Source organism: Massilia sp. TWR1-2-2 (assembly GCF_049897565.1).
GTDB lineage: Bacteria > Pseudomonadota > Gammaproteobacteria > Burkholderiales > Burkholderiaceae_D > JAFCUW01.
On record NZ_JAFCWM010000015.1, the window covers coordinates 40,578 to 62,853 of the forward strand.

A 22,276-nucleotide genomic window follows, 5' to 3' on the forward strand; every position below is an offset into this window, starting at 1 on the left:
GCGACGACCACGTCATGCGAATTTCGAGAAGTCCGGCTTGCGCTTTTCGAAGAACGCGGTGAACGCTTCCTTCGCTTCGGGCGCCTGCAGCATGGCGCTGAACAGGTCGATCTCGGCGACCAGCGCGGCTTCGATCTGCTCCGCGCGCGGACGCTTCATCAGCGCCTTGGTAGCGCGGATCGAGGCGGCCGGCAGCGCCACCAGCTTGGCGGCCTGGCGCGTGGCGAACGGGATCAGTTCATCGAGCGGCAGCACTTTCGACACCATCCCCATCTGGAACGCTTCCTGCGCCATGAACGCTTCGCCGAGCAGCAGCTTTTCGGCCGCGCGCGGGTAGCCGGCGATCGCCGGGAACAGCAGGCTGGAAGCAAATTCAGGGCACAGGCCGAGCTGCACGAACGGCATGCTCAGCTTGGCGTTGTCGGCCACGTAGACCAGGTCGCAGTGCATCAGCAGCGTGGTGCCGATGCCAATCGCGGCGCCCGACACGGCGGCGATCACCGGCTTGGTGCTGCCCGACAGCGCACGCATGAACTGGTACACGGGGCGCGACGCGTCGGGCTTGCCGCCGGCGGGTGCGTTCTTCAGGAAGTCTTCCAGATCGTTACCGGCGGTGAAAATCTCCGGCTTGCCGGTGATCAGGATCGCGCGCACGGCGGCATCGTGCTCGCCGTCGATCAGGGCGTCGGCCATGGTCTGGTACATCGCGCCGGTGATCGCGTTCTTGCGCTCCGGGCGGTTGAATTCGATCGTCAGGATGCCGTCGGTCTTGCTGGTTAGGATGTCCATTGCCTGCCTTGTGAGTGTTGAAAGAAGCCTGGTTGTGTGGCAGGAACCGTTGCGCCGATTTGCCGCAGCCTTACATGCGCTCGAAGATGCCGGCGGCGCCCATGCCGGTACCGACGCACATCGTCACCATGCCGTACTTGAGGTTATTGCGGCGCAGCGCGTGCACCACGGTGGCGGCGCGGATTGCACCGGTGGCGCCGAGCGGGTGGCCGAGCGCGATCGCGCCGCCCATCGGGTTGACCTTGGACGGATCGAGACCGAGGTCACCGATGACCGCCAGCGCCTGCGCGGCGAACGCTTCGTTCAGCTCGATCCAGTCCAGCTGGTCCTGGGTGATGCCGGCAGCAAGGCAAGCGGCAGGAATCGCCAGCTTCGGGCCGATGCCCATGATCTCGGGCGGCACGCCCTTGACCGCGAAGGACGAGAACTTCGCCAGCGGGGTCAGGTTGTGCTCGCGCAGGATTTTTTCGCTGACGACCAGCAGCGCGCCGGCGCCGTCGGACATCTGCGAGCTGTTGGCGGCGGTGACCGAGCCCTTGGCCGCAAACACCGGCTTGAGTTTGCCGAGCGACTCCATGGTCGAATCGGCGCGCGCGCCTTCATCGGTGTCGACGGTGCGGGTGGCAACGTCAATCTGGCCGCTGGCCAGGTTCGGCGTGCGCGTGATGATCTCGACCGCGGTGGTCTCGTCCTTGAAATAGCCGGCCTGCTGGGCGGCGATGGCGCGGCGGTGCGACTCGACCGAGAACGCATCCTGCTGCTCGCGCGAGACCTTCCACTGCTTGGCCACGTTCTCCGCGGTCAGGCCCATGCCGTATGCCATGCCGACGTTTTCGTCGGTGAACATGTTCATGTTCATCGATGGGTGGTGACCCATCATCGGCACCATCGACATCGACTCGACGCCGCCGGCGATCATGACGTCAGCCTGGCCGACGCGGATGCGGTCGGCCGCCATCGCCAGCGCCGTGATGCCGGACGCGCAGTAGCGGTTGACGGTGACGCCGCCGACGGTCTTCGGCAGGCCGGCCAGCAGCACCGACATGCGGGCGATGTTGAAGCCCTGCTCGGCTTCCGGGAACGAGCAGCCGATGATGGCGTCGTCGATCAGCGCCGGGTCGAGCCCCGGCGCCTGCGCCAGCGCCGACTGGATCACGCGCACCAGCAGGTCGTCCGGACGGGTGGTGCGGAACATGCCGCGCGGCGCCTTGCCGATCGGGGTGCGGGTGGCGGAGACGATGTATGCGTCTTGAAGTTGTTTGCTCATTTTATTCTCTCAATCAAATGCGTCAGTTGCGGACCGGCTTACCGGTTTGCATCATGCCCATGATTCGTTCCTGGGATTTCGGATTGTTCAGCAGTTCGAGGAACGCCTTGCACTCCATGTCGAGGAACCACTGTTCGCTGACCTGGCTGCCCTGGTCGACGTCGCCGCCGGTCACGATCTCGGCGATCATGTCGCCCAGCTTGTAGTCGTGCGCGGAGATGAAGCCGCCATCACGCATGTTGACCAGCTGCGCGCGGATCGTCGCCCAGCCATAGCGGCCGGTGACGGCGACGAGCTTTTGCAGCGGCGGGCGGTAGCCGGCGTCGAACATCGCGCGCGCTTCGATTTTCGCCACGTGCAGCAGCTCGTAGGCGTTGAAGACGATGACGTCGTCTTCCTTGAGGTAGCCCATCGCCTTCGCTTCAAGCGCCGATTTCGACACGTTGGCCATGGCTGCGTTGGTGAAGCCGGTCTTCAGGAAGTGCAGGATGTCGCTGCCCTTCGCTTCGCCCGCAGCGCGCGCCGCCGCTTCCTTCAGGCCGCCGCCGGCGGGAATGAGGCCGACGCCAACTTCGACCAGGCCGATGTACGACTCGATCGAGGCGACGCGCCTGGACGCGTGCAGCGCCATTTCGCAGCCGCCGCCAAGCGCCAGGCCCGCGACCGCGGCCACCACCGGCACGCTCGAATACTTCATCGCCATGAAGGTGTTCTGCAGCAGCTTGATGCCAGGCTCCATCGCCTTGGCGCCGCCCTGCATGAACAGCGGCAGCGCAGCCTGCAGGTCGGCGCCGGCGGAGAAGGCGCCGCCTTCGGCCGCGTCGGCGTTCCAGATGACCAGGCCCTTGAAGTTCTTTTCGGCTTCAGCCTGCGCCATTTTCAGGCCGTTGATGACGCCTTCGCCGATGACGTGCATCTTGGTCTTGAGCGAGATGACCAGCACCTCGTCGTCCATGTGCCAGATGCGCACCGACTCGTCTTCGTGGAAGGTGGTGCCGGCGGTCTTGCCGTCGATAGCGCCACTGCCCACTACCGGGGCGCGGAACGGCTGGCGCTTGTACACGGCCAGTTCGGATTGCGGCACGAAGGCGTTCTTCGATGCGGAATACGAACCTTCAGGCGTATGCACCCCGCCTTTCTCAAGCACGACGCCGCTGGTGACCCACTCCGGCAGCGGCGTGTTGGTCAGCGCCTTGCCTTGGGCGATGTCTTCGCCGATCCAGGTGGCGATCTGCTGCCAGCCGGCCGCCTGCCACGTTTCGAACGGGCCGACGTTCCAGCCGAAGCCCCAGCGCATCGCGAAGTCGATATCGCGCGCGTTGTCGGCGATCGAACCGAGATGCACGGCGATGTAGTGGAAGGCGTCGCGGAAGATCGCCCACAGGAACTGCGCCTGCGGGTTGGTCGATTCGCGCAGCGCCTTGAATTTCTTGACCGGGTCCTTTTCCTTCAGGATGCGGGCGACGATGTCGGCAGCCTTGCCGCCGCCGGCGACGTATTCGCCGGTGGCGAAATCAAGGCGCAAGATATCCTTGCCGACCTTCTTGTAGAAGCCCGCGCCAGTCTTCGATCCCAGCGCGCCGCCGGCGACCAGCTTGGCCAGCACGTCAGGCGTTTTGTACAGCGCGAAGAACGGATCGTCGGACAGCGTGTCCTGCATCGTCTTGATCACATGGCCCATCGTGTCCAGGCCCACCACGTCGGCGGTACGGAAGGTGCCCGACTTGGCGCGGCCAAGCTTGGCGCCGGTCAGGTCGTCGACGACGTCGACCGACAAGCCGAATTTTTCGGCTTCGTGGATGGTGGCCAGCATGCCGAAGATACCGACGCGGTTGGCGATGAAGTTTGGCGTGTCCTTGGCGCGCACGACGCCTTTGCCGAGCGTCGTCGTCAGGAAGCCTTCGAGCTGATCGACGATGGCCGGGCTGGTCGACGCGGTCGGGATGATCTCGACCAGGTGCATGTAGCGCGGCGGGTTGAAGAAGTGGACGCCGCAGAAGCGCGCCTTCAGTTCGGCATCGAAGCCGTCGGCCAGCGTGGTGATCGACAGGCCCGAGGTGTTGGAAGCGAAGATGGCGTTCGGTGCGATGTGCGGCGCGACCTTCTTGTACAGGTCGTGCTTCCAATCCATGCGCTCGGCGATCGCTTCGATGATCAGGTCGCAGCCGGCCAGCAGCTCGAGGTTGTCGTCGTAGTTGGCGACCTGGATCAGCGATGCGTCGTCCTTGTTGCCAAGCGGCGCAGGGCTGAGCTTTTTCAGGTTCTCGATCGCGCGCAGCACGACGCCGTTCTTGCTACCTTCCTTTGCCGGCAGGTCGAACAGCACCACCGGCACTTTCGCGTTGATGCAGTGCGCGGCGATCTGCGCGCCCATCACACCGGCGCCGAGTACGGCGACTTTCTTGACGATGAAATTGGTCATGTTGGGTCTCTCTCTTTGCTTAGAACAAATCGGCGTCGAGCGCCAGCAGGTTGGCCGAGCCGGAACGAGCCTGGCGGATCAGCATCGCGGTTTCCGGGTACAGGCGCGCAAAGTAGAAGCGCGCCGTGGCCAGCTTGGCCTTGTAGAAGGTGTCGCCCGAGTCTTCCTTGGCCAGCGCGATCTTCGCCATCTGGGCGAAGAAGTACGAGTAGACCATGTGGCCGACCACGCGCAGGTAAGGCACCGCGGCGGCGCCGACTTCGTCCGGGTTCTGGAACGCCTTCATGCCGATTTCCATGGTCAGCTTGGTGACCTTGTCGCCCAGGTCGCCCAGCGGCGTGACGAATTCCGACATCGCTTCGTCGGTGCCGTTCTCTTCGACGAACGCCTTGATCTTCTCGCCGAACTTGCGCAGCTTGGCGCCGTTGTCCATCAGGATCTTGCGGCCCAGGAGGTCGAGCGACTGGATCGTGTTGGTGCCTTCGTAGATCATGTTGATGCGGGCGTCGCGCACGTACTGCTCCATGCCCCATTCGGCGATGTAGCCGTGGCCGCCGTAGACCTGCATCGCTTCGGAGGTGGCGATCCAGGCGTTGTCGGTGATGAAGGCCTTGATCACTGGCGTCAGCAGCGCCACTTCGTCGGCGGCGTCCTTGCGTACTTGTTCGTCCGGGTGGTGCAGTTCGCGGTCGATCTGCAGCGCGACGTACGACGAGAAGGCGCGCGCGCCTTCGGCGTAGGCTTTGGCGGTGAGCAGCATGCGGCGCACGTCCGGGTGCACGATGATCGGGTCGGCCGCTTTTTCCGGCGCCTTCACGCCCGACAGGCTGCGCATCTGGATGCGGTCCTTTGCGTACACCAGCGCGTTCTGGTACGCCACTTCGGTCAGGCCGAGCGACTGCATGCCAACGCCGAGGCGGGCCGCGTTCATGAACACGAACATGGCGTTGAGGCCCTTGTTCGGCTCACCGATGATCCAGCCGCGCGCGCCGTCGAGGTTCATCTGGCAGGTCGAGTTACCGTGAATGCCCATCTTTTCTTCGATGGCGCCGCAGGTGATCGGATTGCGCTCGCCGACGCTGCCGTCGGCGTTCGGCAGGAACTTCGGTACCAGGAACAGCGAGATGCCTTTCGAGCCTTCCGGCGCGTCCGGCACGCGGGCCAGCACCAGGTGGATGATGTTGTCGGCCATGTCGTGCTCGCCGGCGGAGATGAAGATCTTCGAGCCGGTGATCAGCCACGAGCCGTCGGCCTGCGGCAGCGCCTTCGAGCGCAGCATGCCAAGGTCGGTGCCGCAGTGCGCTTCGGTCAGGCACATGGTGCCGGTCCATTCGCCCGACACCAGCTTCGGCAGGTAGGCCGCCTTCATCTCAGCGGTGCCGTGTTCCTTCAGGCACTCGTAGGCGCCGTGCGACAGGCCCGGGTACATCGACCAGGCCTGGTTGGACGAATTGAGCATTTCGTAGAACGAGTTATTGAGCACGATCGGCAGGCCCTGGCCGCCGTATTCCGGGTCGCACGCCAGCGCTGCCCAGCCGCCGTCGACGTACTGCTTGTAGGCGTCCTTGAAGCCCTTCGGCGTGGTGACAGATTTGGTGGCGGCGTCGTAATGGCAGCCTTCGCGGTCGCCCGAGTGGTTCAGCGGGAACAGCACCGACTGGGTAAATTTGGCCCCCTCTTCCAGCACCTGGTTGATGATGTCGGCGTCGACGTCTTCAAACTTCGGCATCGCCTTCAACTCTTCGGAGACGTTGAGGAATTCATGCAGCAAAAATTGCATGTCCCGGATTGGCGCGACGTATTGACCCATGGTGGTTCTCCTGACGAGGTATTAGTGTTTTGATTCGGTGGCGTGGCGGGCGAATGCCCGGGTCAGCCGACTTGATTCTTTTGCGGATTCTGGTGATGCTCGATCAGGCGGTCAAACGCGACATGGGCCCGGTCGATGCTGCCTCGCATGCGCAGAAAGCGCGCGTCGTGATGCAAGGCGAGGATCATGCCGTACATCTCGTAGACCAGCTGGTCGGCGTCGGTGTCGCTCTTGAGGTCACCGACCCCGATTGCCTGCTGTACACAGCGCAGCAGCGCCCCCTGCCACGCTTGCACCATCGACACGAGTTCTTCGCGGATCGGGCCGGCGCGGTCGTCGTACTCCACGGCGCCGCTGATATAGATGCAGCCGGAGGCAATTTCAACACTGACGCGCTTGACCCAGCGCGCGTACATCGATTTCAGGCGCGCGATGCCGCGCGGTTCTTGCACGCTCGGGAAAAATACTTCCTGCTCGAAACGCTGATGGTACAGCTTGAGCACTTCGAGCTGCAGGTCTTCGCGCGAACCGAAGTGCGCGAACACGCCTGACTTGCTCATGTTCATCTTGTCAGCGAGCAGGCCGATGGTCAGGCCCTCGAGGCCATCCCGGCTGGCCAGGTCGAGCGCCACGTCGAGGATCGCCGCCCGGGTCAGTTCGCCCTTGCGCATGAATTTGACTGAAGTGTTGATAGGTGTATCCAATGTAGTTGACGGCAGTTCGCCCGCGGCGAAATAAATCCGAACGCTCGTACTATTATCCAGCAGAGGGCAAATGTCAAACAGGAACTTAGAGTTTGGGGTCTATTTGGCCAGACCCCAGAGCCGACCCCGGATTCAAACCTTACTCGCTGGCCTTCGACAGGGCGCGGCGGTCGTGCTTGGTCGGGCGACCCTTGATGGTAGTGCCGGGCTCGCGGTACAGCTTGCGCCCTTCGGCCTCGTTGGCGCGCCTGGTGACGCTGTCCTCGGTCTCGGCGTACAGCAGGCGCGCCACGGGTGCCGCGCCGCGCTTGTCGGAAATGCCGAGCACCGTCACTTCCCAGCTCTCGGCGCCATTGTCGATCGACAACACGTCGTCGAGCTTGACGGCGCGCGCCGGCTTGATGCGTTCGCCACCAAGGCGCACTTTGCCGTTGTCGACGGCGTCGGTCGCCAGCGAGCGGGTCTTGAAGAAGCGCGCCGCCCACAGCCATTTGTCGATTCGTACGTTATCCATCGTGGTGTCAGTCAGGCATAGCCAATGGTGAAAATACGCATGGTAACGCGATACAGGAAATACGCCGTTTCGTAGCCGAAGCGCTTGAGGCGGCCGACGTGCTTGAAATGGTCGCGGTGGATCTCGACGCCGTCGGCGATCCCGCGTTCGATGTGCTGACGCATGCTGCGCGCGAAGGCGGCATCCTTGACGACGACGTTCGCTTCCTGGTTGAGGAACAGCGACAGGCCGTCGCAATTGCTCGAGCCCACAGTCGACCAGTCGTCGTCGACCACCGCCACCTTGGCGTGCAGCTGGGTCTTGCGGTACTCGACGACCTTGATGCCGCAATCGAGCAGTTTTGGATAGAACGAGTGGGCGACCATGTCCTGCAGCTTGAATTCGCCGACGCCGATCAGCAGCGTGACCTGCACGCCGCGCTTGGCCGCCTGCGCCAACGCCTCGCGGAACTTGCGCCCGGGTGCAAAATACGGGTTTGCCAGCAGCACGCTGGTGCGCGCGCGGCCCAGCGCCAGCAGGTAGGCGCGCTGGATCGTGCGGCGGTTGCGCCAGTTGTCGCGCACCACGAAGCCGGCCTGCATCGGCCCATCGCCGCCGGTGCGCGGCGCCGCCTTCAGTTCGCGCAGCAAGTCGATCCGCTTGATCAGGCCGAGATGGCCCACGCGCGCCCACTGGGCCTGCGCCTCGCGGTGAATCTGCGCGACCAGGGGCCCTTCGACCTGCACCGCGAAGTCCCAGCGCGGCGCCGGCAGTTTTTTGCCCGGATCGTAGTCGCACATCCAGTCGTCGTTGACGTTGATGCCGCCGACGAAGGCGACGGCGCGGTCGACGACGGCGATCTTGCGGTGGGTGCGGGTGACGCCGCGCTTGAACCAGGGATTGAAGACGCGATAGCGCACGCCGGCGGCGGCAAAGGCGACGCCCAGGCGCGCGGCCTGCTGATGGCCGGTGCCGAACCAGTCGGTGACCACGCGCACCCGCACGCCGCGCTGGGCGGCACGCATCAGCGCCGTCTCGACTTCGATGCCGGTGTCGTCACGGGCGAAGATGTAGGTCTCGAAGTGGATTTCCTGCTGCGCCGCGTCGATCGCCGCGATCAGGGCCGGGAAGAAGGCGGTGCCGCTTTCGAGCAGGGTGACGTTGTTGTTGCCGATATAGTTGACCGAGCGCATAGGCGGATCGCAGGCGCGCGTCAGGCCAGCTTGAGGCTGGCAACGATGGGCGCGTGATCGGACAGTTTGGCCCATAACGTGCCGTGCAGGACCTGGGCGCTGTCGACCTTGAAGCCGCGCACGTAAATGCGGTCGAGGCGGAACCACGGCAAGGCGGCCGGAAAGGTGCGGGCCGGGCGCACCGGCTGGACGCCGCCGACCAGGTTGCGGACCTTGCTGCCGATGCCGGTGCCGGAACCGAGCTCGTCGAACACTTCGACCACGCCAAGCTTGTCGCGCAGCTTGGCGCTGAGCGTGTTGCGCCAGTCGTTGAAGTCGCCGGCGATGATGACCGGCTCGCCATCGGGCGCCGACGCCATCACCGCGTCGATCAGCGCCTGGGTCTGGCGGCCGCGGCCCGATTCGAACAGGCCGAGGTGGACCACGTAGCAATGCACATTCACGTCGGCCGTTTTGAGCACGCAGTGCAGGATGCCGCGCTGCTCATAGGCGTGGTCGGAGACGTCGTGATTGCGCGTGTCGGCAATCGGAAAGCGGCTCAGCAGGGCGTTGCCGTGGTGGCCGTGGTCGTACACCGCGTTCATGCCGTAGGCCGAATGGTGCGACTCGCCGGCGAAAAACTCGTGCTGGGCCGCTTCCGGCCAGTGGCGGTGGCCGCGGCTTTCCTCGCCGAACTTGGCGAAGTGCTTCTCGTGCTTGCCCTGCACTTCCTGCAGGAACACGACGTCCGCTTCGAACAGGCCGATCGCCTTCTTCAGCGCGAGCACGCGCGGGTTGCTGCCAAAGGACGAGACGCCCTTGTGGATGTTATAGGTGGCTACGCGGATCTTCATGGGAACATTCTAACCGGTCGGGCGATGTTTTTTTTACAAGCAACGTCTATCGTGCGCGGCCGTCGGTCCCATTGGCGACGGCCGGTAAGTCAACATACTACTCTTCCACTGCAAAGCGGTACTCCCCGTCCGGCAACATCAGCTTCGGCGCGGGCTTGCCGGCTTCGACGAGCACGACGTCGGCGGGCACCGCATCGGCCGGTTCGCCGGCGCGGTAGGCCAGCACGGCGCGCCGGCCGGACACCGGCAGCAATTCGGGCGGGAGCGCGCGTGGCCGCCGGCCGGCCAGCGTCGCCAGCCACTCGGGCCGGCCGTTCTGGTCGTGGAAGGCGTAGCGCGGGAACACCACCTGCATGTCGACCCTGCCCTTCTGGTCGAGCAGGACGGCGTAGCTGCCGTCCTTCGCCTTCAGCACGAAGGGCGCGGTGGCGGTCGTCCTGGCCAGCGCGCGCGCATACAAGGGGTTGTCGTCGGCCGGGTCGGGATGGGCGTAAAAGCGGTTCTGGTCGACGTGCAGCATGTCGAGCCCCGTCATGCGGCGCAGGTGCTCGCCCATCATCACCAGGTCGGTGCCCGACGGGAGTGTCGCGCTGCCCTTGTCGAGGTGCCCGTAGCCGACGTGGATCAGCACTTTGGCATTTTTGTCGTTGGCGAAGATGCGCTCGACCAGATTGCTGGCCTGGAGGGTTTCGCGCGCGACGATGCGCTGCTCGGGTGTCAGGGCGGCATCGGAGCCGAGCGACTCGTAGGCAACCAGCTGCCAGCCGTCGGCAATCGCTTCGGCGATCCAGCCGCCGAACACCGGATCGCGCGTGTAATAGCCGCCTTTCTGGCGCGCGTAGCCTTCGGAAAAAGCCTTCGGGTGCAGGGCGTCGAACGTTTCGCAGGCCAGGTAGGTGCAGCCGATCTTTCGCAATTCGCGCGCCAGGCGCTGCGAGAAGGCCCGATGCATCGGCACGTTGTGGCCCTCGTTGATCAGCACCACGCGGCGGGTGCGGGCCTGCTCGACGATCGCCTGCAGCGCGTCTTCGACACTGGCCTCGTCGACAATGGTCGCCTCGGCGGGATTGGCGACGGGACGGGTGGAGCGGGTGCGATCCTTGGCGTCGTAGGCGGCGATCGCACCGGCGGTGTCGCCGGCGAAAGCGCGCTCCATTCCCAGCGTTTCCAGCGCCGGGATGAACGGGCGCAGGGCGGCGTTTTTTTCCGGGCTGCGCGTGGTGTCCCAGGCACTGGCCGGCAGCGCGGCGATGCGCGCTTCGGCATCCTTCAGGCGGCTGATATAGGTCTCGGAGCGCTGCGCTGCCGCCGGCTGTGACGCTACTGCCAGCACCACCGCCGCGGCGCTGAACAAGAATCTGCGTGAATGCATGATGCCTCCTGGAATGAACTCGGGGAAGCTTAGGGCAATATTACAAATTAGGCAATGCGAGAATAATGCTAGCGATCGACGTGGTGCGGCAGCTGCAGGATCGCTTCGGCGTTCGACGACGAGAAGCAGCGGTCCGCGGCGTCGATGTAGGGCAGCCAGATGTGGTGCAGGTGCTCGCGCGGACTGAGGGTAATGGCGACGTCGCGCGGCACGCAGACGCTGAAGACATGTTCGGTATTGTGGGTGACGCCGGGGGCGTAGCGGTGGCGCCAGACCGGGTAGATTTCGTAGATGTTCGACAGGTGCCAGTCGCGCAGCACGATGCCGGCGCCGTCGGCGACGATGCCGGTTTCCTCGAACAGCTCGCGCGTGGCGGTGTCGATCAAGGGTTCGTCGGGTGCGTCGAGCGAGCCGGTGACCGATTGCCAGAATCCGGGCCGGTCGGCGCGCTCGATGAGCAGCACCTCCATGGCGGGAGTGTGGATGACGACCAGGACGGATTCGGGGATTTTGTGGGGCACGTTGGAACGGCGGCTAGATTTTCACGGGTTAGCGAGGGCTGGGGTCAGGTCTGACATTCGACCATTTAAAAATCCAAATGTCCGAATATCAGACCTGACCCCAACCGATCGTTGTCTGCGGCCTTCAAAAAAAAGCCAGGCTGATTCTCGCACAGTGTGCGAAAAAAAGCCCGGCCGCCGATTTTCCTACCAGTCGATGTTAAGCGACTTTCGGCTCCGCGTTGCGCAGGCGGATGTGCAGCTCTTTGAGCTGCTTCTCGTCGACTTCGGACGGCGCGTTGGTCAGCAGGCACTGGGCGCGCTGGGTTTTCGGGAACGCGATGACGTCGCGGATCGAGTCCGAGCCGGTCATCATCGTCACGATCCGGTCGAGGCCGAACGCCAGGCCGCCGTGCGGAGGCGCGCCGTACTGCAGCGCGTCGAGCAGGAAGCCGAACTTGAGCTGGGCTTCTTCGGCGTCGATCTTCAGCGCGCGGAACACCTTGCTCTGGACTTCTTCGCGGTGGATACGGATCGAACCGCCGCCCAGTTCCCAGCCGTTCAGCACCATGTCGTAGGCCTTCGAGATGCAGGCGCCCGGATCGGTTTCCAGCATGTCTTCGTGGCCGTCTTTCGGCGCCGTGAACGGGTGGTGCGTGGCGTTCCAGCGGCCCGACTCCTCGTCATGCTCGAACATCGGGAAGTCGATCACCCACAATGGCTTCCAGACGTCGTCGAACAGGCCGGCGTTCTTGCCGAAGTCCGAGTGGCCGATCTTCACGCGCAGCGCGCCGATGGCGTCGTTGACGACCTTGGCCTTGTCGGCGCCGAAGAAAATCAGGTCGCCGTCCTGCGCGCCGGTCTGGGCGATGATCTTGGCGAGCGCTTCGTCGTGCAGGTTCTTGACGATCGGCGACTGCAGGCCGTCACGGCCCTTGGCTGCCTCGTTGACCTTGATGTAGGCCAGGCCCTTGGCGCCGTAGATGCCGACGAACTGGGTGTACGCATCGATTTCGGAACGTGGCATGTTGCCGCCCTGCGGCACGCGCAGGCCGACCACGCGGCCACCGACCGAATTGGCGACGCCGGCGAAGACCTTGAAGTCGACGTCCTTCATCACTTCGGTCAGGTCGGTAAATTCCATCTTCACGCGCATGTCCGGCTTGTCGGAGCCGTACAGGCCCATCGCAGTGTAATAGTCCATCACCGGGAACGGGTTCGGCAGGTCGATGTCGAGCGTGTTCTTGAAGACGACGCGGATCATGTCCTCGAACAGGTCGCGGATCTCCTGCTCGGTCAGGAACGACGTCTCGCAGTCGATCTGGGTGAATTCAGGCTGGCGATCGGCGCGCAGGTCTTCGTCGCGGAAGCACTTGGTGATCTGGTAGTAGCGGTCGAAGTTAGCCACCATCAGCAGCTGCTTGAACAGCTGCGGCGACTGCGGCAGCGCGAAGAACTTGCCGGCGTTGACGCGCGACGGCACCAGGTAGTCGCGCGCGCCTTCGGGTGTGGACTTGGTCAGCATCGGCGTTTCGATGTCGATGAAGCCGAGCGCGTCGAGGTACTTGCGCACTTCCATCGTCACCTTGTAACGCAGGCGCAGGTTGTTCTGCATCTGCGGGCGGCGCAGGTCGAGCACGCGGTGGGTCAGGCGGGTGGTCTCGGACAGGTTGTCGTCATCCAGCTGGAACGGCACCGCGACGGAGGCGTTGAGCACTTCGACGTTCGTTGCGGTGATCTCGATCTTGCCCGACTTGAGGTTGCTGTTGACGGTGCCTTCGAGGCGGTTGGTGACCACGCCGGTGATGCGCAGGCAGTACTCGTTGCGGACCGCTTCGGACGCCTTGAAGACGTCGGCGTTATCCGGATGGCAGACGATCTGCACCAGGCCTTCGCGGTCGCGCAGGTCGATGAAGATGACGCCGCCGTGGTCGCGGCGGCGATGCACCCAGCCGCACAGGCTGACGGATTGGCCCAGCAATTCTTCAGTGACAAGGCCGCAATAGTGAGTACGCATGGTGGACATGTTATTTTCGATCCAGGTTGGTTGATTCAGTGGGCGCCGATGCGGGCGCCGATGGTGTTGTCGGCAAATATTCGGGGGCGACGACGCCCATCGAGACGATGTACTTGAGGGCGGCGTCGACCGTCATGTCGAGTTCGATGACCTGGCTGCGCTCCATCATCAGGAAAAAGCCCGACGTCGGGTTCGGCGTGGTCGGCACGTAGATGCTGACGAAGTCGCCCACCAGGTGGTTCTTGACGTCGCCGCCGGGCGTGCCGGTCAGAAAGCCGATGGTCCAGGAATTGGCGTGCGGATACGGCAGCAGCACGGCCTTGCGAAACGCGTTGCCGGACGACGAGAACAGCGTGTCGGACACTTGCTTGACGCTGCCGTACAGCGAGCTGACGACAGGAATCCGGTGCAGCAGGCGTTCCCACAGCCTGACGACGTAGTTGCCGACCAGGTTGTTGGTCAGCACGCCGGTCAGGAACACGATGGCGATCGTCAGGATGGTGCCAAGGCCGGGAATGTCGAAGCCGACCAAGGTGTGCGGCTGCCAGCGCTCGGGCACGATCAACAGCGACTGGTCCATTGTGCTGATCACCAGGTTCAGGACCCAGGCCGTGATGGCGAACGGGACCAGAATCAGCAATCCGGTAATGAAATATTTACGCATTGAGCTCTCGGGTTAATGTCGGCAGGAACCGGCGGCGCCGGCGTCCTTGCCGCTTCAGGTGGTGCTGCCGCCGGATGGCTTGGCGGGGGCCGCAGCCGGGGTGGCGGCCGGAGCCGCCGCGGCTGGCGCGGACGCCGCCGGCGCCGCAGCGCTGCCATCGGCGGGCGCGCTGGCAACGCCGGTGGACGGCTTGGCGCCTCCGCGGAAATCGGTGGCGTACCAGCCGGTTCCCTTGAGCTGGAAGCCGGCGGCGGTCAGTTGCTTCTTAAAACTTGGCTTGCCGCACGACAGGCAGACTGTCAGAACGGGGTCGGACATCTTCTGCAACACATCCTTGGCAAAACCGCATTCATCGCAGCGGTAGGCGTAAATCGGCATCGAGGGCTCCGCAAAAATCGTCAAAACCCTGAATTATAAAGCTTTTAAGCCTCCGCATTGCCCGTAAATAGAGAAAGGCGGCCGACCGCGGGCCGGCGCGTCCGGCCGGTCTTGTCGGCCAGTGTTGTTTTTAGCGCGACAAATCGGAAATTACCTTGCCTAGGGCCAACAATAATGATTAAATAGCATCTATCAACGCATGCCGTTGAAGGTAGGCGATTCGATGGCCACCTCAAGAAACAGAAACCTGCGCGTTCATTCGCCGCACGGCATACAAGAAGATGCAATTTAAGGAGCCCGCGCAAGCGGGCTTTTTTTCGCGCTGCGCTTTCTGACAGTCGAACGGTGCGGGAACTTTGCGTATATTGGGCTTAGGCAATGCCAATCTATTAACGGGATCAACCATGTTCAAGCTATCGCCTTGTCTTACCGCGCTGCTGCTCAGCCTTGGCGCGAATGCCGCCACCAACCTGGCGCCGGCGTGCGTGACCAAACAGGGCAAAGTGGACGAGAAAGGGTTCGTCGCCATCGGCGGCATCGAGCAGTGGATTACCGTCACGGGCGACAGTTGCGCCAATCCCGTCATCCTGGTCATTCATGGCGGGCCCGGCAATCCACTCAGTCCATTTGCCGACCAGCTGTTCGGCCCGTGAAGCAAGGATTTTACGGTGGTGCAATGGGACCAGCGCGGCGCCGGCATGACGTACGGGCGCAGCACGCCGTCGGCCGATTCGAGGCTCAGCATCGAGCAGATGCGCGACGACGGCGTTGAGGTTGCGCGCTACCTTGCAGCGCGGTTCGGCAAGCAGAAAGTCATCCTGTGGGGCAGCTCGTGGGGTTCGATCCTGGGGGTGCACATGGCCAAGGCGCATCCGGAACTGTTTCATGCCTACCTGGGCACGGCGCAACTGGTGAACGAGCGGGAGAACGGTGCTGCCAGCTACGCCAAACTGATGGGGCTGGCGCGCGCGGCGGACGACAAGGCGTCGCTGGCGGTGCTCGAAGGCGTCGGCGCGCCGCCGTGGACCGACCCGCGTTCCTTCGGCAAGGTGCGCCGGGTCAGCCGCATCTACGAGGCGAAGGTGTCGACGCCCGCGCCGGCAGGCTGGTGGACGATGGCGGCCGAATACACCACGCCGAAAGCGCAGGCCGACTACGAGGCCGGCGAGGATTATTCGTTCATCAATTTCGTCGGCATGAAGGGTGACGGGATGCTGTCGCAGCTGGACTTGCCGAAGCTGGGAACCGACTTTGCGATACCGATGTTCTTTGTCGAGGGCGCACATGACCTGGTGGCGCCGCCCGAGCTGGCGCAACGTTACTACGAGAGCATCAAGGCGCCACAAAAGGGGCTGGTGTTGCTCGAGCGCGTAGGCCACGATCCGAATCAGGACATGATGGACGCGCAGTACAAGTTGCTCAAGGAACGCATCCTGCCGCTAAGCCAGTAAAAAGCCGGGGTCAGGTCTGACATTCGGACATTTCAAAAACGAAATGTCCGAATGTCAGACCTGACCCCGGCGTTGCCAGACCATCCAGCGTTCCTTGCCGGCGAAGACGGCGATGGAATCCGTCACTTCGGCGTCGTCGATGCATTCGAAGGCAGGCAGCAGCAGCGCGTCGAGCGCGGCGCGTTCGATGCCGAACGGCGGGCCTTTCGGCGCGTCGTCGAAAAAGAAGAAGCCGGCCAGGCGCGTGCCAGGGGCCAGCAGCTCGGCCCAGCGCGCCGCCGCGCGCGGCCACATGGCGCGCGGCAAGGCGCACAGGAAGGCGCGCTCGTAGACCAGCTCGAGCGGCGTGGCCGGCTCGTAGGCGAAGAAATCGGCCTCGACCACGCGATCGGCCCACCGGCCCAGCCCGGCTTGCGCCGTCGCCACCGCCGCCGGCGAAAAGTCGATCGCCGTCGCATCCCACCCGTGCTCGGCCAGGTAGGCCAGCTCGTAGGCGGCGCCGCAGCCCGGAATCAAGGTGGCCAGCGCCCTGCCCTCGCCGGCGACGAAGTCGCACAGCGCCTGCGGCACGCCGCCGCGGTCCCACGGCGTGAAGCCGCGCTCGAAGCGCTCGTCCCAGAAGGCCGGCGTGTTCGGGTCGCGGCTGGCAAAGTCGGCCATGTCAGACCACCGGCTGGAAATGCAGGTACAGCTGGATGGCCGCCAGGCCGATCCCCAGCGCGGCCGCAAAGTACACGACGAAGCCGAGCATGCGGTTGGTGCGGCGCTGCTCGAGCACGAGCAACTTGAGCAGCTCGGTGTCGCCGCGGTTCGACCGCGAGTTTTCCAGTGCTCGGTGCACCAGGCGCGGCAGCTGCGGGATGATGTGGGCGTAGCGCGGCGCCTCGTCCTTCATGCGGTCCCACATGCCGCGCACGCCGACCTGGTCGCCCATCCAGCGCTCCAGGTACGGCTTGGCGGTCTTCCACAAGTCGAGGTTCGGGTCGAGCTGGCGCCCCAGGCCTTCGATGTTGAGCAGCGTCTTTTGCAGCAGCACCAGCTGCGGCTGCACTTCGACGTTGAAGCGGCGCGACGTCTGGAACAGGCGCAGCAGGATCTGGCCGAACGAGATGTCCTTTAACGGCCGGTCGAAGATCGGCTCGCAGCACGCGCGCACGGCCGATTCGAGCTCGTCGACGCGGGTGTCGGCCGGCGCCCAGCCCGATTCGATGTGCGCTTCGGCCACGCGCTTGTAGTCGCGGCGGAAGAAGGCGAGGAAGTTTTGCGACAGGTAATCCTTGTCGAAATCGTTGAGCGTGCCGACGATGCCGAAGTCGAGCGCGATGTAGCGGCCGAACGTGGCCGGCGCCACCGACACGAGGATGTTCCCGGGGTGCATGTCGGCGTGGAAGAAACCGTCGCGGAACACCTGGGTGAAGAAGATCTCGACGCCGTCGCTGGAGAGTTTTTTCAGGTCGATGCCCTCGGCGGCGAGGCGCTCGATCTGCGAGACTGGAATGCCGTGCATGCGCTCCATCACGATGACGCTGCTGGAACAGTAGTCCCAGTACATTTCCGGCACCATCAGCAAGGTCGAGTTGGCGAAATTGCGGCGCAGCTGGCTGGCGTTGGCCGCCTCGCGCATCAGGTCGAGCTCGTCGTGCAGGTACTTGTCGAATTCGCCGACCACTTCGCGCGGCTTGAGGCGCTTGCCCTCGGCCCACAGGCGCTCGATCCAGCCGGCGGCAATGTGCATCAGGGCGACGTCTTCGTCGATCGACTTCTTCATGCCGGGACGCAGCACCTTGACGGCAACTTCCTTGCCGTTTTTCAGCACCGCGAAATGGACCTGGGCGATCGAGGCGGACGCCACCGGATCGCGCTCGAAGCTGGCGAACAGCTGGTCGGGGTGGGCGCCGAGCGAGCGGGTGATCTGGGCGATTGCGAGGTCCGAATCGAACGGCGGCACGCGGTCCTGCAGCATGGCGAGGTCGTCGGCCATGTCGGGCGGCATCAGGTCGCGCCGGGTCGACAGCACCTGGCCGAACTTGACGAAGATCGGGCCGAGCTCTTCGAGCGCCAGGCGCAGGCGCACGCCGCGCGGGGCGGAAATGTCGCGCCAGAAAATGACGGTGTCGATCAGCTTGGCGGTACGCGGCACTTTGAGGCCGGAGATGGCAATTTCGTCGAGGCCGTACTTGGTGGCGACCCGAAGGATCTTCAGCAGGCGCAGGAATTTCAATATCATTAAATATCCAGGTTTTGTTGCCCGCTGTTGCGGGTCGTCGTTGTGTCGAGCAGGGCGCTGCGCGGCGCCAGCTTCTGTTCCAGTTTGGCCAGCCGCTTGGCGGCGCGCTCGACGTCGTCGCGCAGGCGCGTGATGTCGGCGGCGTGTTCTTCCAGCATCGCCGGGCGCACCAGCACCGGCTGCTCTTCGGCGAAGTATTCGGCCAGGTTTTCGGTCAGCTTGCGGTGCGTCGACAGCGCGGCGGCGAACAGGCCGCGGGCGCCGCCGACGATGCGCGTGGCGGCGATCGACCCGGTGAAACGTTCCAGGTCGTGCTCGGCTTCCCAGCGCAAACCCTTGCTCAGTTGCGAGATGCTGTTGGCAAACTCGGCGTCGCCTTCGATCTTGACGTAGGAGAAGGCGCGGTCGCGGTTCTGGGCGATCAGCGGCAGGTCGGCCAGCTTCATGCGGATCGTCACGTTGGGCGCCTGGTCGGCGCCGGCCGCCGCCAGCATGCCGTCGCGCGTGACGAGCATGCGCACGGCCAGGCTGCCGGCGTCGATCAGCGCCACCTTGCCGGCGTGCAGGGCGAGCGCATCCCTGGCCCAGGCTTCCTGCGCCAGCAGATGGTTGATCGCCGCGACGGCGGGCGCAGCTAAGCTGCGGGGAAATATCGATGGACGCGCAGGTGACATGGATGGCCGCTTTACAAAAGAAAACCGCCCGGGATGAGGCGGGCGGTCTTGATCTTACCAGTTTGCCGACGGGAATCCCGGCACCTTAGACACTTTGCCGAAAAAATTACGCCAACTGCTGGATCCCCGCCAGCACCCAGCCGGTGCTGCCGTTGACCGGCTTCGACATGTTCCATACCTCGGCCAGCGGCTCCGGCTGGGCGTCCGGCGCCGACTTGATCTGGCCGGTGAACTTGACGCTGGCGACGTATTCGTCGCTGATCGTCTCGATGCCGAGCAGTTCGGCGTCGATCTTGACGACGTCGGTGAAGTCGGCGCTGGGGCCGCGTTCCTGGATCTGCATCTTCAGTTCGGCAAACACTTCCGGCGTGGTGAACTCGCGCAGGTCGTTGACGTCGGCCTTGTCCCAGGCCGCCTGCATGCGGATGAACGACAGCTTGGCCTGGCGCAGGAACGCATCGGCGTCGAAGTCGGACGGCACGCCCCACTGCGCCGCCGGCGCCGGCTGGCCGTAACCGCCGGCTGCCGGCTGCTGGGCCGGCTGGTACGGCGCCTTTTGCAGCAGGCCAGAACCGATTTCCGGCGTGTTGCCGGCCGCCGAAGACTGGAAGCTCGAGGTCGTCGGCGCTGCCGTCTTGCGGCGGAACATGCGATAGATGAAGTACACGGCGCCGGCCAGCAGGGCGATCATCAAGATCGAGCTGATGGCGCTGGCCAGGCCTGCGCCCAGGCCGAGATGCGAGAACAGGGCGCCAAGGCCGAGGCCGAGCAAGGCGCCGCCGAGGATGCCTTTCCATGGCATCGATGGCTTCGGCACGGCGGCCGGCGCGCCCGCGGCGGCCGGAGCCGGCGCCTGGCGCTGGGCCTGGGTCGGCGCAGGGGCGGCCTGCTGGCGCGTCACGTTCTGCGACTGGCGTCCGATCGAGCGTCCGCCGCCGAGCGGCTTGGCAGCCACTTCGGCAACCATCGCCATGGCGGTCACGGCGATCATCATGCTGGCTAAGAATTTTTTCATCGTCATCATCCTAAAATTTGATCCCGGTGTGGAGAGCGGCCACGCCTGCCGTCAGGTTGTAATAGTCGACCCGTTCCAGTCCTGCGTCCTGCATCATCGTCTTCAGCGTTTCCTGGTCCGGATGCATGCGGATCGATTCGGCCAGGTAACGGTAGCTGTCCGCGTCGCCGGCAATCTTCTGGCCCAGCCACGGCAGTACCGAGAACGAATACACATCGTACGGCTTTTGCAGCGCCGTTGCCACTTTGGAGAACTCCAGCACCAGCAACTTGCCGCCCGGCTTGAGCACACGGCGCATTTCCGCCAGCGCCAGGTCCTTGTGGGTCATGTTGCGCAGGCCGAAGGCAACGCTGACGCGGTCAAAGTAATTGTCGGGGAACGGCAATTTTTCCGCATCACACAGTAATGTTGGGGTGACTAGACCGTTATTCAATAGGCGGTCGCGGCCGACGCGCAGCATCGACTCGTTGATGTCGGTGAGCCAGACTTCGCCGCCGGGGCCGGCCTGTTTGGCGAATGCCTTGGACAAATCGCCCGTGCCGCCGGCGATGTCGAGCACCTTGAAGCCGGGGCGCACGCCGGCCTTGGCGATGGTAAACGTCTTCCAGACGCGGTGCAGGCCGGCCGACATGAGGTCGTTCATCACGTCGTACTTCGACGCCACCGAGTGGAAAACCTTGGCGACTTCGTGGACTTTGTCGTCCTCGGAGACGGTCTTGTAGCCGAAATGAGTGGTATTGGTCATTGTATGCAGCCTGATAAGTTGGCTCCATTATACCTTTACCGAAAAAGCGCTCCGGGTGCTGATGCGAAGCGAATTAACGCGACTGTTTCGTGCGGAAGGCGGCCAGGTGGCCAAGCGGAGGCCAACGCTCCGATGCGACGCCGGCTCGGCTCGCAGCGGCCCTGGCCTCCGGGCAGTGATGTATTTAGCTGGACTGTCGCGGGCGATTTCCGCCGGATTGACCTGTCGATCCGCAGTTCCATTCGTCCGCTTGAGTTACTTCAAGCCGCATTGGCCCGCGGCGGCGAAAGATGGAGCGATGCCCGCTCACCGACACGTGGCGGATTTCGACGGTATTGCCTGGAGAACTGGAGCGCGCCATGCTGAAGCGAACGCAATATTTCTGGCCGCTTCTTGCGGCGGTATTTGCCGTGCTGCTGCTCGGGCACGTTGCCTGGAGCTCCGCCTCCTCGCGACCGGCACTACCGGACAAGAACGGCAAGTCGATCATGCATACGGACCTGCACCTTGCCAGGCACGCGCTTAACGCCCTGCAAAATGGCAGAGAAACCTTTCGCTACGATACCTTCGGTGACGAAGCTTTCTGGGGCGACACCATCAAGCTGCATCAAGCGATCCAGGGAGCGCGCTTCGGCGGTGTCGGCCCGGGCGTCAGCCCGAACGCAGCCTTGGCGGTCGGACTGAAAGTCGACGCCGACGCCCTGCCGCCGGCGCTTCGCGACGATTTGAAAAACGGCCGGGTCGATCTGAACGACCCGGCCAACACCCTGGCGCTGCTGAGGGCGAATGCGGTGGTGGGCGTGACGGGCATATTTTCCGGAGCGAGGTTGCGTTCGATCGGCATCCAGTGCGCCCTGTGCCACTCCACCGTCGACAACTCTGTGGCGCGCGGAATCGGCCGGCGGCTCGACGGCTGGGCCAACCGTGATTTGAACATCGGTGCGATCATCAATCTGGCGCCGGACCTGAGCGCTTTCGCCAGGGTGCTGGGCACCAACGAAGCCACGGTGCGCACGGTGCTCGCCGCTTGGGGACCCGGCAAATTCGACGCCGAACTGATATTGGATGGCAAGGGATTTCGGCCGGATGGAAAAACGGCAGCGACGCTGATCCCGCCGGCATTCGGTTTGGCAGGCGTCAACCTGCACACGTGGACGGGCTGGGGTTCGGTCAGCCACTGGAACGCGTTCGTCGCCAACCTCGAAATGCATGGACAGGGAACGTTTTATGATCCGCGCCTGAACGACGCGGCGCAGTTCCCCGTCGCCGCCCGCAATGGGTTTGGCAACGTCCGCAACAGCCCCGACCTGATCAGCGCCAAACTACCCGACCTGCATTTCTATCAACTGGCAATTCCCGCGCCGAAGGCGCCGGACGGCAGCTTCGACCAGACGGCGGCGTTGCGCGGCAAGCAACTGTTCGACAACAAGGCGAAGTGCGCGTCCTGCCATGTGCCGCCGACGTTCACCGAGCCGGGCTGGAACATGCATACTGCGCAGGAAATCGGCATCGACGATTTCCAGGCCAACCGCGCCCCCGACAAGCGATATCGGACGGCGCCGTTGAAAGGACTGTGGACGCATACCACGGGCGGCTTTTATCACGACGGGCGCTTTACGACGCTACGCGATGTCGTCAACCATTACGACGCTCATCTCGACTTGAACCTTACTGAGCAAGAGAGGGTCGACCTTGTCGAATACCTCAAGTCGTTGTAGTGCA

Annotated in this window: 21 protein-coding genes; 3 read left to right on the forward strand and 18 right to left on the reverse strand. The window is 64.1% G+C overall.

All coding sequences use genetic code 11. The features are described 5' to 3' along the window. Window positions 1-12: 12 nt before the first annotated feature. From ACP7DD_RS15595 to ACP7DD_RS15655, 13 genes are all read right to left on the reverse strand, one after another. Window positions 13-789, reverse strand: coding sequence for an enoyl-CoA hydratase (locus tag ACP7DD_RS15595; protein ID WP_426175743.1), 777 nt, complete (start codon window positions 787-789; stop codon window positions 13-15). A 70-nt stretch (window positions 790-859) separates the two neighbouring features. Continuing rightward, a complete protein-coding gene (locus ACP7DD_RS15600; RefSeq protein ID WP_426175744.1) occupies window positions 860-2,056 on the reverse strand; it encodes an acetyl-CoA C-acyltransferase in 1,197 nt (398 codons plus the stop codon). A gap of 22 nt (window positions 2,057-2,078) precedes the next feature. Next, complete coding sequence (locus ACP7DD_RS15605) at window positions 2,079-4,478, reverse strand: 3-hydroxyacyl-CoA dehydrogenase/enoyl-CoA hydratase family protein (protein ID WP_426175745.1); 2,400 nt, start codon at window positions 4,476-4,478, stop codon at window positions 2,079-2,081. Between the two features lie 19 nt (window positions 4,479-4,497). Then, the gene (locus ACP7DD_RS15610) at window positions 4,498-6,288 is read right to left on the reverse strand and encodes an acyl-CoA dehydrogenase C-terminal domain-containing protein (protein ID WP_426175746.1); all 1,791 of its coding nucleotides are present in this window, start codon (window positions 6,286-6,288) and stop codon (window positions 4,498-4,500) included. 62 nt (window positions 6,289-6,350) lie between these two features. Continuing rightward, window positions 6,351-6,959 carry a TetR/AcrR family transcriptional regulator gene (locus ACP7DD_RS15615; protein WP_426175747.1) on the reverse strand — a complete coding sequence of 203 codons (609 nt, stop codon included), beginning with the start codon at window positions 6,957-6,959 and terminating at the stop codon, window positions 6,351-6,353. Between the two features lie 172 nt (window positions 6,960-7,131). Then, window positions 7,132-7,506 (reverse strand): RNA-binding S4 domain-containing protein, encoded by a 375-nt coding sequence (locus ACP7DD_RS15620; protein ID WP_426175748.1) that lies wholly within the window; start codon window positions 7,504-7,506, stop codon window positions 7,132-7,134. Window positions 7,507-7,517: 11 nt separating this feature from the next. Further along, window positions 7,518-8,678 (reverse strand): cardiolipin synthase ClsB, encoded by a 1,161-nt coding sequence (gene clsB, locus ACP7DD_RS15625; protein ID WP_426175749.1) that lies wholly within the window; start codon window positions 8,676-8,678, stop codon window positions 7,518-7,520. A 20-nt stretch (window positions 8,679-8,698) separates the two neighbouring features. Then, on the reverse strand, window positions 8,699-9,511 hold the full coding sequence (locus ACP7DD_RS15630; RefSeq protein ID WP_426175750.1) for an endonuclease/exonuclease/phosphatase family protein: 813 nt from the start codon (window positions 9,509-9,511) through the stop codon (window positions 8,699-8,701). Between the two features lie 97 nt (window positions 9,512-9,608). Next, complete coding sequence (locus tag ACP7DD_RS15635; RefSeq protein WP_426175751.1) at window positions 9,609-10,883, reverse strand: hypothetical protein; 1,275 nt, start codon at window positions 10,881-10,883, stop codon at window positions 9,609-9,611. 68 nt (window positions 10,884-10,951) lie between these two features. Further along, complete coding sequence (nudB, locus tag ACP7DD_RS15640) at window positions 10,952-11,404, reverse strand: dihydroneopterin triphosphate diphosphatase (RefSeq protein ID WP_426175752.1); 453 nt, start codon at window positions 11,402-11,404, stop codon at window positions 10,952-10,954. Window positions 11,405-11,603: 199 nt separating this feature from the next. Next, window positions 11,604-13,409, reverse strand: a complete 1,806-nt coding sequence (gene aspS, locus ACP7DD_RS15645; RefSeq protein WP_426175753.1) for an aspartate--tRNA ligase — start codon at window positions 13,407-13,409, stop codon at window positions 11,604-11,606. 1 nt (window position 13,410) lies between these two features. Beyond that, window positions 13,411-14,064 (reverse strand): DUF502 domain-containing protein, encoded by a 654-nt coding sequence (locus ACP7DD_RS15650; protein ID WP_426175754.1) that lies wholly within the window; start codon window positions 14,062-14,064, stop codon window positions 13,411-13,413. Window positions 14,065-14,118: 54 nt separating this feature from the next. After that, window positions 14,119-14,442, reverse strand: coding sequence for an FmdB family zinc ribbon protein (locus tag ACP7DD_RS15655; protein WP_426175755.1), 324 nt, complete (start codon window positions 14,440-14,442; stop codon window positions 14,119-14,121). A 404-nt stretch (window positions 14,443-14,846) separates the two neighbouring features. Between ACP7DD_RS15655 and ACP7DD_RS15660 the strand changes: the two genes are divergently transcribed. Both ACP7DD_RS15660 and ACP7DD_RS15665 read left to right on the forward strand, forming a co-directional pair. Beyond that, the gene (locus ACP7DD_RS15660) at window positions 14,847-15,095 is read left to right on the forward strand and encodes a hypothetical protein (protein WP_426175756.1); all 249 of its coding nucleotides are present in this window, start codon (window positions 14,847-14,849) and stop codon (window positions 15,093-15,095) included. Window positions 15,096-15,110: 15 nt separating this feature from the next. Then, window positions 15,111-15,893: an alpha/beta fold hydrolase gene (locus ACP7DD_RS15665; protein WP_426175757.1), complete on the forward strand. Its 783-nt coding sequence runs from the start codon at window positions 15,111-15,113 to the stop codon at window positions 15,891-15,893. A gap of 54 nt (window positions 15,894-15,947) precedes the next feature. Here the strand turns inward: ACP7DD_RS15665 and ACP7DD_RS15670 are convergent, their stop codons facing one another. The 5 genes from ACP7DD_RS15670 to ubiE all read right to left on the reverse strand — a co-directional run bounded on the left by ACP7DD_RS15670 (window position 15,948) and on the right by ubiE (window position 20,554). Continuing rightward, window positions 15,948-16,553 carry a methyltransferase gene (locus tag ACP7DD_RS15670; RefSeq protein ID WP_426175758.1) on the reverse strand — a complete coding sequence of 202 codons (606 nt, stop codon included), beginning with the start codon at window positions 16,551-16,553 and terminating at the stop codon, window positions 15,948-15,950. Between the two features lies 1 nt (window position 16,554). Then, window positions 16,555-18,120: a ubiquinone biosynthesis regulatory protein kinase UbiB gene (gene ubiB, locus ACP7DD_RS15675; RefSeq protein WP_426175759.1), complete on the reverse strand. Its 1,566-nt coding sequence runs from the start codon at window positions 18,118-18,120 to the stop codon at window positions 16,555-16,557. After that, the gene (locus ACP7DD_RS15680; RefSeq protein ID WP_426175760.1) at window positions 18,120-18,794 is read right to left on the reverse strand and encodes a ubiquinone biosynthesis accessory factor UbiJ; all 675 of its coding nucleotides are present in this window, start codon (window positions 18,792-18,794) and stop codon (window positions 18,120-18,122) included. Before ACP7DD_RS15680 ends, ubiB begins: the two co-directional genes overlap by 1 nt. 106 nt (window positions 18,795-18,900) lie before the next feature. Continuing rightward, window positions 18,901-19,815 carry a Tim44 domain-containing protein gene (locus tag ACP7DD_RS15685; RefSeq protein ID WP_426175761.1) on the reverse strand — a complete coding sequence of 305 codons (915 nt, stop codon included), beginning with the start codon at window positions 19,813-19,815 and terminating at the stop codon, window positions 18,901-18,903. 4 nt (window positions 19,816-19,819) lie between these two features. Then, window positions 19,820-20,554: a bifunctional demethylmenaquinone methyltransferase/2-methoxy-6-polyprenyl-1,4-benzoquinol methylase UbiE gene (gene ubiE, locus ACP7DD_RS15690; RefSeq protein ID WP_426175762.1), complete on the reverse strand. Its 735-nt coding sequence runs from the start codon at window positions 20,552-20,554 to the stop codon at window positions 19,820-19,822. 359 nt (window positions 20,555-20,913) lie between these two features. Here ubiE and ACP7DD_RS15695 point away from each other — a divergent pair, with 359 nt between their 5' ends. Continuing rightward, complete coding sequence (locus tag ACP7DD_RS15695; RefSeq protein WP_426175763.1) at window positions 20,914-22,272, forward strand: c-type cytochrome; 1,359 nt, start codon at window positions 20,914-20,916, stop codon at window positions 22,270-22,272. The last annotated feature ends 4 nt before the right edge of the window (window positions 22,273-22,276 follow it).

Bases quoted from the DNA above. Each gene is read 5' to 3' on its own strand.
- ACP7DD_RS15595 (WP_426175743.1), bottom strand. From the start codon at position 789: ATGGACATCCTAACCAGCAAGACCGACGGCATCCTGACGATCGAATTC.
- ACP7DD_RS15600 (WP_426175744.1), bottom strand. From the start codon at position 2,056: ATGAGCAAACAACTTCAAGACGCATACATCGTCTCCGCCACCCGCACC.
- ACP7DD_RS15605 (WP_426175745.1), bottom strand. From the start codon at position 4,478: ATGACCAATTTCATCGTCAAGAAAGTCGCCGTACTCGGCGCCGGTGTG.
- ACP7DD_RS15610 (WP_426175746.1), bottom strand. From the start codon at position 6,288: ATGGGTCAATACGTCGCGCCAATCCGGGACATGCAATTTTTGCTGCAT.
- ACP7DD_RS15615 (WP_426175747.1), bottom strand. From the start codon at position 6,959: ATGCGCAAGGGCGAACTGACCCGGGCGGCGATCCTCGACGTGGCGCTC.
- ACP7DD_RS15620 (WP_426175748.1), bottom strand. From the start codon at position 7,506: ATGGATAACGTACGAATCGACAAATGGCTGTGGGCGGCGCGCTTCTTC.
- clsB (WP_426175749.1), bottom strand. From the start codon at position 8,678: ATGCGCTCGGTCAACTATATCGGCAACAACAACGTCACCCTGCTCGAA.
- ACP7DD_RS15630 (WP_426175750.1), bottom strand. From the start codon at position 9,511: ATGAAGATCCGCGTAGCCACCTATAACATCCACAAGGGCGTCTCGTCC.
- ACP7DD_RS15635 (WP_426175751.1), bottom strand. From the start codon at position 10,883: ATGCATTCACGCAGATTCTTGTTCAGCGCCGCGGCGGTGGTGCTGGCA.
- aspS (WP_426175753.1), bottom strand. From the start codon at position 13,409: ATGTCCACCATGCGTACTCACTATTGCGGCCTTGTCACTGAAGAATTG.
- ACP7DD_RS15650 (WP_426175754.1), bottom strand. From the start codon at position 14,064: ATGCGTAAATATTTCATTACCGGATTGCTGATTCTGGTCCCGTTCGCC.
- ACP7DD_RS15655 (WP_426175755.1), bottom strand. From the start codon at position 14,442: ATGCCGATTTACGCCTACCGCTGCGATGAATGCGGTTTTGCCAAGGAT.
- ACP7DD_RS15660 (WP_426175756.1), top strand. From the start codon at position 14,847: ATGTTCAAGCTATCGCCTTGTCTTACCGCGCTGCTGCTCAGCCTTGGC.
- ACP7DD_RS15670 (WP_426175758.1), bottom strand. From the start codon at position 16,553: ATGGCCGACTTTGCCAGCCGCGACCCGAACACGCCGGCCTTCTGGGAC.
- ubiB (WP_426175759.1), bottom strand. From the start codon at position 18,120: ATGATATTGAAATTCCTGCGCCTGCTGAAGATCCTTCGGGTCGCCACC.
- ACP7DD_RS15680 (WP_426175760.1), bottom strand. From the start codon at position 18,794: ATGTCACCTGCGCGTCCATCGATATTTCCCCGCAGCTTAGCTGCGCCC.
- ACP7DD_RS15685 (WP_426175761.1), bottom strand. From the start codon at position 19,815: ATGACGATGAAAAAATTCTTAGCCAGCATGATGATCGCCGTGACCGCC.
- ubiE (WP_426175762.1), bottom strand. From the start codon at position 20,554: ATGACCAATACCACTCATTTCGGCTACAAGACCGTCTCCGAGGACGAC.
- ACP7DD_RS15695 (WP_426175763.1), top strand. From the start codon at position 20,914: ATGCTGAAGCGAACGCAATATTTCTGGCCGCTTCTTGCGGCGGTATTT.